Source organism: Streptomyces termitum (genome assembly GCF_014650175.1).
GTDB lineage: Bacteria > Actinomycetota > Actinomycetes > Streptomycetales > Streptomycetaceae > Streptomyces > Streptomyces termitum.
Window position 1 is genome coordinate 52,405 of sequence record NZ_BMUL01000018.1, and the last position, 15,185, is coordinate 67,589.

The 15,185-nt window shown below is 75.4% G+C and carries 15 protein-coding genes; 6 read left to right on the forward strand and 9 right to left on the reverse strand.

Annotated features, from left to right (window positions below):
• Positions 1 to 39 precede the first annotated feature (39 nt).
• Positions 40 to 660: a TetR/AcrR family transcriptional regulator gene (locus tag IE219_RS26845; RefSeq protein WP_189982063.1), complete on the forward strand. Its 621-nt coding sequence runs from the start codon at positions 40 to 42 to the stop codon at positions 658 to 660.
• Between the two features lie 141 nt (positions 661 to 801).
• Entirely contained in the window at positions 802 to 1,575 is a 774-nt protein-coding gene (locus tag IE219_RS26850) for a bifunctional DNA primase/polymerase (RefSeq protein WP_189982065.1), read from the forward strand.
• A 25-nt stretch (positions 1,576 to 1,600) separates the two neighbouring features.
• Here IE219_RS26850 and IE219_RS26855 read toward each other — a convergent pair whose 3' ends face one another.
• The 7 genes from IE219_RS26855 to IE219_RS26885 form a co-directional block, all read right to left on the reverse strand.
• Complete coding sequence (locus tag IE219_RS26855; RefSeq protein ID WP_189982067.1) at positions 1,601 to 2,620, reverse strand: SCO2278 family lipoprotein; 1,020 nt, start codon at positions 2,618 to 2,620, stop codon at positions 1,601 to 1,603.
• Positions 2,583 to 3,458: an iron uptake transporter permease EfeU gene (gene efeU, locus IE219_RS26860; protein ID WP_189982069.1), complete on the reverse strand. Its 876-nt coding sequence runs from the start codon at positions 3,456 to 3,458 to the stop codon at positions 2,583 to 2,585. The genes IE219_RS26855 and efeU overlap by 38 nt, the downstream gene beginning before the upstream one ends.
• Before the next feature lie 28 nt (positions 3,459 to 3,486).
• Positions 3,487 to 4,737 (reverse strand): iron uptake transporter deferrochelatase/peroxidase subunit, encoded by a 1,251-nt coding sequence (gene efeB / locus IE219_RS26865; protein ID WP_189982070.1) that lies wholly within the window; start codon positions 4,735 to 4,737, stop codon positions 3,487 to 3,489.
• Complete coding sequence (gene efeO / locus IE219_RS26870; protein WP_189982072.1) at positions 4,734 to 5,888, reverse strand: iron uptake system protein EfeO; 1,155 nt, start codon at positions 5,886 to 5,888, stop codon at positions 4,734 to 4,736. The genes efeB and efeO overlap by 4 nt, the downstream gene beginning before the upstream one ends.
• A gap of 176 nt (positions 5,889 to 6,064) precedes the next feature.
• Positions 6,065 to 6,934 carry a heme ABC transporter ATP-binding protein gene (locus IE219_RS26875; RefSeq protein WP_189982074.1) on the reverse strand — a complete coding sequence of 290 codons (870 nt, stop codon included), beginning with the start codon at positions 6,932 to 6,934 and terminating at the stop codon, positions 6,065 to 6,067.
• Positions 6,925 to 8,010 (reverse strand): FecCD family ABC transporter permease, encoded by a 1,086-nt coding sequence (locus IE219_RS26880; protein WP_189982076.1) that lies wholly within the window; start codon positions 8,008 to 8,010, stop codon positions 6,925 to 6,927. The genes IE219_RS26875 and IE219_RS26880 overlap by 10 nt, the downstream gene beginning before the upstream one ends.
• On the reverse strand, positions 8,007 to 9,011 hold the full coding sequence (locus IE219_RS26885) for a heme/hemin ABC transporter substrate-binding protein (RefSeq protein ID WP_189982078.1): 1,005 nt from the start codon (positions 9,009 to 9,011) through the stop codon (positions 8,007 to 8,009). The genes IE219_RS26880 and IE219_RS26885 overlap by 4 nt, the downstream gene beginning before the upstream one ends.
• 127 nt (positions 9,012 to 9,138) lie before the next feature.
• On the opposite strand from IE219_RS26885, the gene IE219_RS26890 reads away from it, so the two are divergent.
• The 3 genes from IE219_RS26890 (at position 9,139) to IE219_RS26900 (ending at position 13,128) form a co-directional block, all read left to right on the forward strand.
• Positions 9,139 to 10,548, forward strand: a complete 1,410-nt coding sequence (locus IE219_RS26890) for an HtaA domain-containing protein (protein ID WP_189982079.1) — start codon at positions 9,139 to 9,141, stop codon at positions 10,546 to 10,548.
• Positions 10,549 to 10,663: 115 nt separating this feature from the next.
• A complete protein-coding gene (locus tag IE219_RS26895; protein ID WP_189982081.1) occupies positions 10,664 to 12,343 on the forward strand; it encodes an HtaA domain-containing protein in 1,680 nt (559 codons plus the stop codon).
• A 107-nt stretch (positions 12,344 to 12,450) separates the two neighbouring features.
• Positions 12,451 to 13,128 carry a PhzF family phenazine biosynthesis protein gene (locus IE219_RS26900; protein ID WP_373298893.1) on the forward strand — a complete coding sequence of 226 codons (678 nt, stop codon included), beginning with the start codon at positions 12,451 to 12,453 and terminating at the stop codon, positions 13,126 to 13,128.
• A 49-nt stretch (positions 13,129 to 13,177) separates the two neighbouring features.
• Here the strand turns inward: IE219_RS26900 and IE219_RS26905 are convergent, their stop codons facing one another.
• Entirely contained in the window at positions 13,178 to 13,834 is a 657-nt protein-coding gene (locus tag IE219_RS26905) for a biliverdin-producing heme oxygenase (RefSeq protein WP_189982083.1), read from the reverse strand.
• A gap of 126 nt (positions 13,835 to 13,960) precedes the next feature.
• Positions 13,961 to 14,818 (reverse strand): type I methionyl aminopeptidase, encoded by an 858-nt coding sequence (map, locus tag IE219_RS26910; protein WP_189982085.1) that lies wholly within the window; start codon positions 14,816 to 14,818, stop codon positions 13,961 to 13,963.
• 61 nt (positions 14,819 to 14,879) lie between these two features.
• On the opposite strand from map, the gene IE219_RS26915 reads away from it, so the two are divergent.
• Entirely contained in the window at positions 14,880 to 15,131 is a 252-nt protein-coding gene (locus IE219_RS26915) for a hypothetical protein (protein WP_189982086.1), read from the forward strand.
• Positions 15,132 to 15,185: the final 54 nt, after the last annotated feature.

A 15,185-nucleotide genomic window follows, 5' to 3' on the forward strand; every position in this document is an offset into this window, starting at 1 on the left:
GGCGAGACGCGCCGTCTCGCCAGGTGGTAGGCTGGCGCCATGTCCGACGCCAAGGCCCCCGACCCCTCCCGCCGCAGCGAGCGCTCCCGCCGCGCCGTCTTCGACGCCGCCCTCGCCCTCGTCACCGAGACCGGCTACGCGCGGACCACCGTCGAGGGGATCGCCGCCCGCGCCGGGGTCGGCAAGCAGACCATCTACCGCTGGTGGCCCTCCAAGGCGGCCGTCCTCCTCGACGCCTTCCTCGACCTCTCCGCCCGCGCCGCCGCCGAGGCCGGGGCCGCCCCCGGCGAGACCGAGCTGCCCGACAGCGGGGACCTCGCCGCCGACCTCCGCCACGTCCTGCGCGCCACCGTCGACGAGCTGAACGACCCCCGCTACGACGCCCCCACCCGCGCGCTCGCCGCCGAGGGCGCCACCGACCCCGAGCTCGGCGCCCGCTTCACCGCCGCCCTCCTCGAACCCCAGCTCCAGGTCTTCGCCCGCCGCATCGAGGCCGCCCGCGCCGCCGGGCGCGTGGACCCCGCCACCGACCCCCGGATCGCCACCGAACTCCTCGTCGGCCCCCTCCACCACCGCTGGCTGCACCGCACCGGCCCCCTCACCCACGCCTACGCCGACGCCCTCGTCGACCACGCCCTGCGCGGCCTCGCGCCCCGCTGACCCCGGCCCCGGCGGGCCCCGCCGCCGGTCCGGCGTGAGCGCCGTCACCGGCCCCCGGTTCTCCACTCCGGTCACCCGGGGCGCAGGATGGTGGGACCATGGGCGGAGCCGAACAGGCGAGCATGAGGTGTGAGGGGATAGATGGGCGACGGCATCGGCCGCTACCGCGGCACGGAGAGCAAACTCGCACAATGGCTGCGCAGGCGCCCCGGAAGGGCCGCGGCCGACGACGGGAACACCCGCGAGACACTCCTCCTGGCCGTCGCCGCCGCAGGGCTGCCGCTCGCCCCCGCCGCCCACCCCGTGGGCTACAGCTGCTCCTGCGAGCGGATCGGCTGTCCCACCCCCGCCCGCCACCCGGTCTCCTTCGCCTGGCAGACCCAGTCGACCACCGACCGCGCCCAGATCGAGCGCTGGGCGCGCAACGAGCCCCGGGCCAACTTCGTCACCGCCACCGGCATGGTCCACGACGTCCTCGACGTGCCGCTGGCCGCGGGCCGCGCCGCCCTGGAGCGGCTGCTCGCCGACGGCGTCGAGGTCGGCCCGGTCGCCGAGTCCCCCGACGGCACCGGCGACGACGGCCGGATGCTGTTCTTCACCGCCACCCGGGGCACCCCCGAGGACGAGGACGAGTGGTGGCCCTGCGAGCTGGACTGCCACCCCGAGACCATGGACGAGCACCCCGGCCTGCGCTGGCACTGCCGCGGCAGCTACGTCCTCGTCCCGCCCGCCCGGCTCCCCGGTGACGAGGACGACCAGCCGGCCGTCTCCTGGGTCCGCGGCCCCGAGCATCCGCTGCCCGACCCGCTCAACCTCCTGGAGCGCCTCACCGACGCCTGCGCCCGGCACGCCGCCGCGCGGGAGGCCGAGGAGGAGCACGAGGGCCACGGCGTCGCCTGGCCGCTGCCGCGCTGACCCCGGGGCCGGGAGGGCGGCCGGGCTACGAGCCCCGGACGCCCACCACGCCCTGGAGGCGGCCCGCGAAGGCGACCGCGTCCCGGTCCGTGCCCGCGGGCTTCACCAGGACGGCCTGGCTCGACACCCACTCCTTGGTCACCGTGTTCTTGACCTCGCCCTTCATCAGGGCCTTCAGGTCGGCGCCCACCTTCGGCCGGTAGCCGGCGGCGGCCGTCTGCCGCTCGAAGTGGCGGCTGGCGAAGAAGACCAGCGCCCCGCCGTCCTTCGTGGCGAGCGCCAGCGGCGCGAAGTCGCCGTCCACGGCGGCCTGGTCGATGAACTGGGTGGCCAGACCGGGCCGCTGGGCGGTACGGGCCCGCTTCGCGCGCCACTGGTCGGTGTGCGCCCCGGCGGCGAACGGCCCCGCGCTGCCGTCCTTCAGATAGGCGGCGTACGCCGCGCTCAGCTTCCCCGGCGCCACCGCGAGCCCGGTCGCGTCGGCGGGCACCGCCACCGGGTCGCCGCCCTCCTCGGCGAGGGCGGGCAGCGCGTCCTTCCCGACGATCGCCAGATGGGCGGCCTTCCAGGACGCGTCGGGGCCGCCCCGCACGAAGACCACCAGCCAGCGGTCGCCGGCGCGGGCGGTGCCGTCGTCCCGGCCGGCGTCGGTGTCCGCGACGAACCAGCGCGGCCAGCCGGCCTTCCGGGGCAGCAGGTAGCGGGCGTCGCGGAGGACCAGCGGCCGGTGGTCCGGATTGCCGTCGGGCCGGGTCACCGCCTTCGCGCGGAGCCCGGCCTGGTTGATCGCGCCGAACGGGCCGGTGACCCGGTCGGCGTCGAGCTTCGGATCGTTGGCCTGGTCGGCGCGGTTGAACGCGGCGACGAAGCCGGCCAGCGCCGCCGCCGCCTCGTCCGGCGTCGCCCCCGGCACGACCTCCCGCTCGCCGTGCACGGTCACGCAGCCGCTCACGGCCAGCGCGAGCGCGGCCACCGCCGCCAGGGCCCGCGCGGGCCGCCGCCGTACCTCAGACCGCCGGGTCTGCTCCAGCCTCAGCCTTCTCATCGGTCGCCTTCTGCTTCTCCACGCGCACGGACGGACCCGACCCTATCGGGGCGAGGAACAGGACGAGCGTCGGGATCAGATACAGCGCCCACACCGTGACCTGAAGGACCGTCGGGTCGGGCTGGAAGTTGAAGACGCCCTTGAGGAGGGTGCCGTACCAGCTGTCCGGGGGGATCGTCGCCGAGACGTCGAACGCCTTGTCCGCGAGGCCGCCGAGGAAGCGGGCCTCCTGGAGGTCGTGCACGCCGTACGCCAGGACGCCCGCCGCGACCACGACGAGCATGCCGCCGGTCCAGGTGAAGAACTTCGCCAGGTTGATCCTCAGCGCGCCCCGGTAGAACAGCCAGCCCAGCAGGACCGCCGTCAGCAGGCCGAGGACCACGCCGGCCAGCGGCGCGTGGCTGCCGTCGGAGGAGGCGCGGACCGACGCCCACACGAACAGCGCGGTCTCCAGCCCCTCCCGGCCCACGGCGAGGAAGGCGGTGGCGACCAGCGCGCCGGTGCCCATGGCGAGGGCCGCGTCCAGCCTGCCGTGCAGCTCGGACCTCAGGTGCCGGGCGGTCTTCTTCATCCAGAAGACCATCCACGTCACGAGGACGACGGCGAGGATCGACAGCGACCCGCCGAGCAGCTCCTGCGCCTCGAAGGTCAGCTCCTGGGAGCCGAACTCCAGACCGGCGCCGAAGGCGAGGGCGAGGGCGACCGCGACCCCGATGCCGGTCCAGATCGGCTTCAGGGCGTCCCTGCGGCCGGTCTTGACCAGATAGGCGATGAGGATGCAGACGACGAGACTGGCCTCCAGGCCCTCGCGCAGTCCGATCAGATAGTTGCCGAACACGGCGGACTCCCTTGGGTGGTGACGGCGGCTAGGAGAAGAGGCCCCGGCCCCACCAGTCGTCCGCGTCGCGGACGCCCGGCGGGACGGCGAAGACCGCGGAACCGACGTGCTGGATGTACTCGTTGAGGGCGTCCGACCGGGCCAGCGCGGTCTGCACCGGGACGAAGCCGGACCGCACGTCCCGCTGGTAGGCGAGGAAGAACAGGCCCGCGTCCAGCCGGCCGAGGCCGTCCGTGCCGTCGGTGAAGGAGTAGCCGCGGCGCAGGAGGGTCGCCCCGCCGTTGGAGTCGGGGTGGGCGAGCCGGACGTGGGAGTCGGGCTTGAGCGCCTTCAGGAAGGGCTCGTCGTGCTCCTTCGCCTTGCCGACGGCCGCGCCCTCCTTCTTGTCGCGGCCGAAGACGTCCTCCTGCTCGGCGAGCGAGGTGCGGTCCCAGGTCTCGACGTTCATCCGGATCCGCCGGGCGACCAGGTAGGAGCCGCCGGCCATCCAGGCGCCGCCGCCGGTGGCGTCCTTCGCGCCGACCCAGACGTGCTTGTCGAGGCCGGCGGAGTCGTCGCCGGAGACGTTGCGGGTGCCGTCCTTGAAGCCGAAGAGGTTGCGCGGGGTCTGCGCGTCCGGGGTCGTCGAGGACGTCTTGCCGAAGCCCAGCTGGGACCAGCGGACGGAGACCGTGCCGAAGCCGATCCGGGCCAGGCTCCGGATGGCGTGCACGGCGACCTGCGGGTCGTCGGCGCACGCCTGCACGCACAGGTCGCCGCCGCTGCGCGCCGGGTCGAGGTTGTCGCCGGGGAAGCGGGGGAGGTCCACCAGCGCCCCGGGCCGCCGGTCCTTCAGGCCGAACCGGCCGTCGAAGAGGGACGGGCCGAAGCCGAGGGTGAGGGTGAGCCGGGACGGCTTGAGGCCGAGGGCCTCGCCGGTGTCGTCCGGCGGGGCCTCGGGGAGGCCGCCGTGGGCGCCGTCGCCGACCTCGCGGCCGGCCGCCATCCGCTCGGCGGCCCGGGTCCACTCCTTGAGGAGCCGTACCAGCTTCTCGCGGTCGTCGGTGGTGACGTCGAAGGCGGCGAAGTGTAGCCGGTCCTGGACGGCGGTGGCGATGCCGGCCTGGTGGGCGCCGTGGAAGGGGACGGCGGCGCCGCTGTCGGCGACGGGCGCGGCGGTGTCGCCGTCGCGGGTCAGCGCGACGGCGCCGCCGGTGACGGCGGCGCCGAGCGCGAGGCCGCCACCGGCGGCGAGGACGGTGCGGCGGGCGGGGCCCGCCGCGTGCGGCCCGGTGGTCACTTCACGACCGCCGCGGCGAGCTTGGAGAGCGGCTCGGCCAGCGCGTTGACGGCGTCGGAGAGCTCCTTGCGCTGCTCCTTGCCGACCTTGTCGTAGGAGGTGAAGTCGTAACTGGCCTTGTCGGCGCGGTACTGGTCGAGGAGCGTGTTGAGGGCGCCGAACTGCTTGTCGAGTTCGGCGACGAGCGCCGCGTCGTTCTTGGCGGCGACCGGCTTGAGCAGGTCGAAGGACATCTGGGCGCCCTCGACGTTGGCCTTGAAGTCGACGAGGTCGGTGTGGGAGTAGCGCTCCTCCTCGCCGGTGACCTTGCCGGTGGCGACCTCGTCGAGGAGCTCCTTGGCGCCGTTGGCCATCGAGGTGGGGGTGATCTCGGCGGTGCCGACGCGCTTCTTCCAGTCCGCGAGGTCCTTGTCGAGCTGGTCGGCCAGCTGCTTCTCGCGGGTGGTGATCTTCTTGTCGTGCCAGAGCGCCTTCTCCAGGCGGTGCCAGCCGGTCCAGTCCTTCGCCGGGTCCTGGCCCTCCTCCAGACCGTCCTCGCGGACGTCGACCTTGGGGTCGATGTCGCCGAAGGACTCGGCGACCGGCTCGGTGCGCTCCCAGCCGACGCGGGAGTTGGCGTACGCCTTCTTCGCGGCCTCCAGGTCACCGGCGCGGACGGCGTCGGTGAAGACCTTCACGCGGGGCAGCGTCTCCTCGGCCTGCGCCTGGACGTACTGGCGGTACGAGGCGACGGCGGAGTCCATCTCGGCGGAGCGCTTCGGGGCGGCGGCCCCGCCGGTGAGGGTGACGGCCTGGCGGATGCCGGCGCCGGTCATGCCGGGCTTGCAGACGATGGCGTACGCGCCGGCCTTGATCTCGGCGGTGAGCGTGGCCTTGGTGCCGGGGCCGATGTTCTCGCGCTCGGTGACGATCCGGTCGTCCGGGTAGAGGACGTACACCTCGGTGATCTTGGAGCCGCGGTTCTCCACGTTCAGCGTGACGTGGCCGGCCGGGAACTCCTTCCCGGAGACCTCGCAGGCGTCGTCCTTCGCGATGACGGTGATGCCGTCGGCGGCCGCCTTCGGGTCGCTCTTGGCGGTGCATCCGGTGACGGCGGCCAGGACGGCGGCGCCCGCCAGGGCGGTGGCGGCGGTGGTGCGGACGGCTCGCATGGACGGCTCCAGAACGGGGCGAGGAGGGGGACGTGGAACTGAGGCGGACCTAACTTAACCGAGGCTTACCTCAGTCAAACCCGCTCGTCCAGTGATGTGACTCTCACGTCCGGCGGATCGGACACGGGGCGGTCACGGCTCCGCCACGACCGCCCCAACCCTGAGTCAAGAACAGGTCAAGCAGGGTGTTTTGAGGGGATATCGGCCCCGGTGGTCCGCCGGTCGGGCACCACCAGCGGGACGCCCGTCCGCGGGTGGGGGAAGACCTCCACCGGCTGCCGGTACACCCGGCCGAGGAGCTCCGCGCCGAACACCTCCGCGGGCGGCCCCGCCGCCGCCACCGTGCCGCCGTGCACCACCCCCACCCGGTCCGCGTACGCCGCCGCGAGGCCCAGGTCGTGCAGCACGACCACCACCGCGTCCCCGGCCGCCGCCCGCTCCCGGCAGATCCGCAGCACCAGTTCCTGGTGGCGCAGGTCGAGGGCGGCCGTCGGCTCGTCCAGGAGCAGCAGCCCGGTCCGCTGCGCCAGCACCCGGGCCAGCGCCACCCGGGCCCGCTCCCCGCCGGAGAGCGCGGAGAACGGGCGCGCGGCGAACCCCGCCACCTCCGTCGCGGCCATCGCCTCCGCGACCGCCGCCGCGTCCTCGGCCTCCCGGACGGTCCCCGCCCACGGCGCCCGGCCCATCCGGACCACCTCCGCGACCGGGAAGGGGAAGGAGAGCTCGGCGGTCTGCGGCAGCACCGCCCGGCGCAGCGCCAGCTCCGGCGCGCTCCACTCCCCGGCGGCCCGGCCCCCGATCCGTACCGACCCGGCCGCCGGGGCGAGGTCCCCGGCGAGCGCCGCCAGCAGGGTCGACTTCCCGGCCCCGTTGGGCCCCACCAGGGCCAGCACCTCCCCGGCCCGCACCCCGACCGAGGCCCCGTCGAGCACCGCCCGGCGCCCCCGCAGCACCCGCACCCCGTCCGCCTCGGCCGCGAGCCCGCCGTGCGGCACGGCCTCCGGCAGCTCCCTCGTACGCCGTCCGAACACGCCGATCACGCCCAACCACCCTGCTTCCTGCGGGTCCTGCGGAGCAGCCAGAAGAAGAACGGGCTGCCGACCAGGGCGGTGAGGACGCCCAGGGGGAGTTCGGCGGGGGCCGCGAGCGTGCGGGCCGCCAGGTCGCCGGCGGTGAGGACCACCGCGCCGCCGAGCGCGCTGCCCGGGATCAGGAAGCGGTGCCCGGGGCCGTGCGCCATCCGCAGCACGTGCGGGACGACCAGGCCCACGAAGGAGACGATGCCGGAGACCGCCACCGCCGCCGCCGTCAGCAGCGCCACCACCAGGATCAGCGCCACCCGCAGCCGCTCCACCTCCACGCCCAGGTGCCGGGCGGGGCCCTCGCCGAGGGCCAGCAGGTCGAGCCGGCGGGCGTACAGCGGCGCGACCGCCAGGCCGAGCACCGCGCACGGCAGCACCGCGAGCACCTTCGGCCAGGTCGCCTGCGCCAGCGAGCCGAGCTGCCAGAAGGTGATCTGGCTGATCTGCGCGTTGTCCGCGAAGAAGACGAAGAGGCCGATGAGCGCCCCCGCGAAGGCCGTCACCGCGATGCCGGTGAGGATCAGCGTGACCACCTCCGTCCGGCCGCCCGAGCGGGACATCGCGTACACCAGCACCACCGTCACCAGGCCGCCCGCGAAGGCGAACGCGCTCACCGTCCAGGTGCCGAGGAACCCGGCGCCCAGCACGATCGCGCCCACCGCGCCCACGGCGGCCCCGGAGGAGACGCCGATGACGCCGGGCTCCGCGAGCGGATTGCCGAAGACGCCCTGCATCAGCGCCCCGGCGCAGCCCAGGGAGGCGCCGACCAGCACGGCGAGCACCACCCGGGGCAGCCGGATGTTCCACAGCACGCTCTCGGCCGTCCGGTCCAGCGGGTGCCCGCCGAGACCGGTCCGGTGCTGGAGCGAGGCGAGCACGTCCCCGAGCGGGATGCGGTACGCGCCGATGCCGGCGGAGGCGAGGGCGAGCAGCAGCAGGGCGGCCAGCAGCCCGGCCGCGAGCAGCGCGCCCCGGCCGCGCCGGGAGGCCCGTACCGGCTCCGTCCCGGTGTGCGCGGGCGGGTCCTGGAGGAGCGTCACTTCCCCTCCCCGTACAGCTGCTCCACGACGGAGGCGAGGACCCGGTCGGTGCGCGGGCCGTAGTTGAGGAGGACGCCGTCGTCGACGGAGACGATCCGGCGGGCGGCCCCGGCCGGGGTCTCGGCGACGCCGGGGAGCCGCACCAGGCCGTCGGTGCCGCCGACCGACTCCAGTCCCTTGCTCATGACGAGGATCGCGTCCGGCGCCGCCTGGGCGAGGGCCTCGCTGGTGAGCGGGGTGAAGTCCTTGCGCAGCCCGGACTCCTTGCCCGCGTCCACCGCCCCGGCGGCCTCCAGGAGCGAGGCCGCCCCGGAGTCGGCGCCGCCCAGGAGGTAGACGGCGGCCGAGCCGCGCAGGTAGAGGAAGGCGACCCGGGGGTGGTCGGCGCGGGCGGGGATCGTCCTGCGCACGGCGTCGATCCGCCCGGTGGTGCGGGTCCGCAGCTCCTCCCCGGCGGCGGGGACGCCGAGGGCGGCGGCCACGTCGTCGATCCGGCGGCCGACGTCGGCCAGCTCCTTGGCGGCGGGCACGACGACGAGCGGGACGCCCGCGTCGCGGATCTGGGCGACGGCCTCGGCGGGGCCGGTGGTGGCCTCGGCGAGGACGAGGGTGGGCCGCAGGGAGAGCACGCTCTCGGCGGAGACGTCGTGGGCGCGGGTCACCACCGGGAGGTCCGCGGCCTGTTCGAAGGTGGTGGTGACGTCGCGGGCCACCACCCGGTCGCCGAGGCCGAGGGTGAAGACGAGTTCGGCGAGCGAGCCGCTGAGCGGGACGATCCGCTCGGCGGAGGCGACGGTGACCTTCCGGCCGTCGGCCGAGGCGACGGTGACGGGCAGGCGGGGGACGGCGGGGGAGGACAGCGGCTCGACCCGGTCCGGGGCGGCGGCCGCCGCCTTCGCCGCCGGGGCCGCGGGCGGGGTGCTCCCGCCGCCGCACCCGGCCGCCGTGAGGGCGAGGGCGATCACTGCTGTGAGCGCTCCCGCGAGGCGAGTTCTGCGCACCGGGCACCGTCCTGTCGTTCCGCTCCGAGGGTCGTCCGCCCGGTTTCCGGGAGGGAGGGTTCCGGAAGGGGCTGGGTAAACCTTAGGTTAGCCTTACCTCACTCGCCAGCCCTCGGAGGGGTGTTCCATGCTGCTGTCCCGACCCTGCCGGGCCCTCGCCACGGTCCTGTTCGCGGCCCTGCTCGCCGCCCTCGTGCCGGCCGCCGCCGCCCGCGCGGACAGCCGCCCGGTCCAGGGCGGACGGCTCGACTGGGGCATCAAGTCCTCCTTCCAGAGCTACGTCACCGGGCCCGTCGCCCAGGGGAGTTGGAGCCTCACCGGCGGCGCCGCCACGGTCGGCGCCCAGTACCGCTTCCACACCGCCCGGGGCGCGTACGACCCCGCCACCGGCACCTTCGAGGCCGCCTTCTCCGGCGGCGTCCGCTTCACCGGCCACCGCAAGCCCGACGGGAGCCACGAGCTCGACCTCACCGTCAGCCGCCCCCGCGTCGTCGTCCGCGCCGGCGCCGGCACCCTCTACGCCGACGTGACCGGCAAGGACAAGGGCACCGGCCGCACCACCGCCCGCGCCCGGGTCCCGCTCGCCACCCTGAACCTCGCCGGCATCGACATGCGCGGCGCCACCGGCCCCGTCTCGCTGGCGAACGTCCCCGCCGTCCTCACCGCCCAGGGCGCCACCGCCTTCGCCGGCTACTACCCGGCCGGCACCGCCCTCGACCCCGTCAGCCTCACCGTCGACGTCCGCGCGGCGGCCCCGGAGAAGACCCCCGGGAAGGCGCCCGGGGAGACCCCCGCGAAGAGCCCGGAGAAGACCCCCGCCGCCACCGCGCCGGCCACCGGGGCCTTCCGCACCGCCGCCGTCGACTGGGGCGTCCGCCGCACCTTCCGCGAGTACGTCACCGGCGCCATCGCCCAGGGGAGCTGGAGCCTCACCGGCGGCGCCCAGGACGGCGGAGCCCTTTTCCGCTTCCCCTCCGGCACCGGCGCCTACGACCCCGCCCGGGGCACCCTCGACGCCTCCTTCGCGGGCGCCGTCCGCTTCACCGGCACCCACCTCGACCTCACCCTCTCCCGCGTCACCGTCCGCGTGAGCGGCGGCACCGGCACCCTCGGCGCCGACGTCACCACCGGCGGGAAGACCGAGAAGAACGTGCCCCTCGTCACCTTCGAGGCCCCCGCCCTGGCGCCGAAGGACGGCCTCGCCGCCGTCACCGAGGCCCCGGCCACCCTCACCGAGGGCGGCGCCCGCGCCTTCGGCGGGATGTACAGGGCGGGCACCGCGATGGACCCGGTCTCCCTCGCCGTCGCCGTCACCCCGACCGCCGAACTCCCCGCCCTCCCCGACCTCGGCAGCGCCACCGGCGCCCCCGCCCCGGCCCCCACCACGGCCGCCCCCGCGGCGGCTCCCGCCCCGGCCGGGTCCGGGGCCCCGGTGGGCCTCCTCGCCGCCGCCGGTGCGGGCGTCCTCGCCGCAGCCCTCGCCGCACTCCTCCTGGTCCGCCGCCGCCGCGCCGCGCGGGAGACCCCCGCCGGCTGACCCGCCCCCGACCACCGAGCACACCCCCCGCACGGGCCCGCGCACGACGCCCGCGCGACGGCCCCGCACGCCCTCGTACCCCCCGAACCCCCCTTCCCCGCCTAGGAGTTCCGTCATGGCCATCCGCATGCGCCGCCCCGTCACCCTGGCCGCCGCCGTCGCCACGGCCGCCGCCCTCGGGGCCGGCACGCTGACCCTCGCCCTGCCCGCCTCGGCCGCCGGAGACGGCCCGGCCCCGACGCTGTCCCTCGTCGACGGCACCCTGGAGTGGGGCGTCAAGCAGTCCTTCCGCTCCTACCTCGCACAGCCCTTCGCCAAGGGCCGGACCACCCTGGAGGGCGGCGCCACCCAGGCCGCCGGGAACGGCCCCTTCACCTTCGTCGACGGCACCGGCGCCTACGACACGGGCAGCCACGGCACCGCGACCTCCTTCAAGGGCGGCGTCCGCTTCGAGGCCCACGACGGCGCCCTGGACATCCGGATCTCGGACGTGCGGCTGCGGACGGCCGGTTCGGCCTCGCCCACCGGCGAGATCACCGCCGACGTCGTCACCAAGGAGAAGGACGGCTCCCTCACCACCCGCGACGACATCGCCTTCGCCGCCCTCGACATGACGGGCGTCCGGCCCGGCCAGGGCGCCGGCGGCGCGATGGTCTTCAAGGACATCCCCGCCACGCTCACGAAGGACGGCGCCGCCGCCTTCGCGGGCTTCTACCAGGCGGGCGCCGCCCTCGACGCCGCGACCCTCACGGTGAAGGCCGCCCCCCGGCCGACCCCGACCACCCCGACCACCGGCCCCACCTCCCCGGAGCCGACCGCGACCTCCCCCGAGCCGACGGCCACCAGCCCCGAGCCGACGGCCACCGGCCCCCAGCCGACCGCCACCGGCCCCCAGCCGACGGCGACCTCCCCGGAGCCGACCGCCACCGGCCCGACCGGCCCCACGACCCCGACGACCCCCACGACCCCGGCCACCCCGACCTCGACCGCGCCGACCTCGCCGACCGAGACCCCGGCCGAGATCGTCGCGGGCCGCCTCACCTGGGGCGTCCTGGGCCGCTGGCGCACGTACGTCGGCGAACTCTGCGGCGGCACCGTCACCCCCGCCGCCGGGGCCGCCCGGACCGGTTCCGCGTACGCCTTCCAGGTCGCCGGGGCCGACCTCGACGCGGCCGCCCGCACCCTCACCGCCTCCTTCACCGGCCGCGTCGACTTCACCTGCGCCGCCCACGGCATCGACTGGCGGATCGGCGGCGTGAAGATCTCCGCGAGCGGCACCACCGGCACGCTGACCGCCGACGTCACCACCGCCTCCGGCACCACCCGGGGCGTCGTCTTCGCCGAGCTGGACCTGACGAAGGCCGACTGGACCGCGAAGGACGGCGTCGTCACCCTCGCCGCGCTGCCCGCGAAGCTGACGGCGGCGGGCGCCGCCGGGTTCGCCGCCCCCGGCCGCGACGCGGTCTACAAGCCGGGCCAGGCCCTCGACCCGGTCACCGTCTCCCTCGCGGTCGAGGCCGGCGCCACCCTCCCGGAGACCGGCGGCGCGGCGGGCGGCTCCGGCTCCGGCGGCGGTACGGGCTCCGGCACGGCCGGCGGCACCGTCGGCGGCGGTACGGCCGGTGGCGGTACGGTCGGCGGCTTCGGCGCCGGTACCGCGGGCGGCTCCGGCGCGCTCGCCGCCACCGGCTCCTCCGCCCCCACCGGCCTGCTGGCCGGCGCCGCCGCCCTCGTCGCGGGCGCGGGCGCGGCCGTCGTCGTCGCGGCCCGCCGCCGCACCGGCGCCGAGGGCTGACCCGCGCCCGGCCCGTACGAGCCGCCACCCCCCCCATGAGGGCAGGGCCGCACCCCGGAAACGGCGGTGCGGCCCTGCCGTCCGTCCACGGATGGTTGAATTCCGCCATGAACACGACTGGGATGACCGGGATGGAGATCGACGTCCTGCGGGTCTTCTGCGCGGGCGACGGCGGCCACGGCAACCCGCTCGCGGTCGTCCGCGACGGGCGCGTCGTGCCCGACGAGGCGTCCCGGCAGGCGCTCGCCAAGGAACTCGGCTTCAGCGAGACCGTGTTCGTCGACGACCCGGAGCGCGGCGTCGTGGACATCTACACGCCCGGGGTGCGGCTGCCCTTCGCCGGGCACCCGCTCGTCGGCGTGGCCTGGCTGCTCGACCTGGAGGTCGTCCAGCCGCCCGCGGGCGAGGTGTGGGTGCGCGGGGACGGCGAGTTCACCTGGATCGAGGCGCGCGCCGAGTGGGCGCCGCCGCGCACCCTGCGCCGGTACGCCTCCGCCGCCGAGGTCGAGGCGCTGGAGGTGCCCGAGCCGGGGGAGTGGATCTACGCCTGGGCGTGGGAGGAGGAGGCCGCCGGACGGGTCCGGGCGCGGGCCTTCCCGGGCCGGGGCGACGGCATAGACGAGGACGAGGCCACCGGCGCGGCGGCCCTGCTGCTCGCGGCCGAACTGGGCCGGGCCCTGAACATCACGCAGGGCCGGGGGTCGCAGCTGCTGACCGCCCCCGGCCCCGACGGGATCGTGGAGTTGGGCGGACGGGTCCGCCTGGAACGCATGCTCACCCGCTGAACGCGGCACGCGCGCGCCGGGCGTTTCCGTGCCCCGCGCGCGGACGCGCTCACGCGCTGAGCGGGAACTCGGCCCCCAGTTCGCGGAAGACGGCCGTGTTGAAGGCGAAGGCCCGCTTGCACTCGTCGACGATCCGCTGCTTCTCCAGGTCGTCCGCGCGCACCCCGTCGAGGAGTTCGCGGTAGGACCGCTTGAAGGCGGCCGGGTTGCCGATCGCGTCGAAGACGTAGAACCGCACGCCGTCGCCCTTGCGGGCGAAGCCCCAGGTCCGCTCGGCCTTGTCGCGGATGATCTGGCCGCCGGACAGGTCGCCGAGGTAGCGGGTGTAGTGGTGGGCGACGTAGCCGGCGGGCCAGTCGCGGGCGCACTCGGCGACCCGGGCGGCGTACGCCTCGGTGGCGGGCAGCGGGGAGGCCCCGGCGCGCCAGCCGGGGCCGCGCAGGTGGGCGAGGTCCGCCTCCAGGGCGGCGGTGCGGAACAGCTCGGGCCGTATGAACGGCCCGGCGACCGGGTCCTCGCGCAGCGCTTCGGCGCCGTCCTCCAGGGCGCGGTACACGAACCAGAGCTGCTCGGTGTAGCGGGCGTAGGCGTCGACGCCGAGCCGTCCTCCGAGGAGGTCTCCCATGAAGGAGGAGGTCTCCGCCTCCGTGTGCTGCGCGTGCGAGGCCGTGCGGATGAGGGTGGAGAAGGGCGCGGGCGTGTCCAAGGCGTGCCTCCGGGACCGATGGGGCGGGAACCAGTGGCCAAATCATGCAAGGTTAGGCTTGCCTAAGTCAACTGGTTCCCGACGGCCTGTCGGTAAAGGGGTACCCCGGAAGCGCCGGGGGGAACGTCAGGGCAGCGTGAGGATCTCCGCCCCGGTCTCCGTCACCACGAGCGTGTGCTCGAACTGCGCGGTCCGCCTGCGGTCCTTGGTCACCACGGTCCAGCCGTCGTCCCACATGTCGTACTCGTGGGTGCCCAGGGTCAGCATCGGCTCGATGGTGAAGGTCATGCCGGGCTGGATGACGGTGGTGTGGTGGGGCGAGTCGTAGTGCGGCACGATCAGGCCGGAGTGGAACGACGTGTTGATGCCGTGCCCGGTGAAGTCCCGCACCACGCCGTAGCCGAAGCGCTTCGCGTACGACTCGATGACCCGGCCGATGATGTTGATCTGCCGGCCCGGCTTCACCGCCTTGATCGCGCGGTTCAGCGACTCCCGGGTCCGCTCCACCAGCAGGCGCGACTCCTCGTCCACCTCCCCGCACAGGTAGGTGGCGTTGTTGTCGCCGTGCACGCCGCCGATGTACGCGGTCACGTCCAGGTTCACGATGTCGCCGTCGCGCAGCACCGTGGAGTCCGGGATGCCGTGGCAGATGACCTCGTTGACCGAGGCGCACAGCGACTTGGGGAAGCCCCGGTAGCCCAGGGTCGAGGGGTAGGCGCCGTGGTCGCACATGTACGCGTGCGCGACCGCGTCGAGGGCGTCGGTGGTGACGCCCGGCGCGATGTGCTTGGCGGCCTCCTCCATCGCCCGCGCGGCGATGCGGCCGGCGATCCGCATCCGTTCGACGGTGTCGGGGTCCTGCACCTCGGGCCCGGTGTACGGGGTGGGGGCGGGCTTCCCGACGTACTCGGGACGGCGGATCGAGCCCGGGACGGAGCGGGTGGGGGAGAGCTCCCCCGGAACGAGAAGCGACTGGCCAGACATGCCAGCGAGTCTAACGACCGCGGGTGGGGCAGCATGGTCCCGAAGGAAGGAGCCGACGACCATGGCCCTGTTCAAGAAGCGCACGGTCGGAAAACCGGGCGAGTGGTACTACTGCCTGGAACACAAGAAGGTCGAGGAAGGGCCCGAATGCCCGGCGAAGAACCGATTCGGCCCCTACGCCACCCGTGAGGAGGCGTCCCACGCCATGGAGACCGCGCGCGAGCGGAACCTGGAGTGGGAGACCGACCCCCGCTGGCACGACGCCAAGCCCGACGGCACCGACGGCACCGGCGAAGGCGACGGCCGGGCCTAGAAGAGGCACGACGGCCGGGCCCGGGACGGGCGCGCGGCGGTCCGGTCCCGCTCC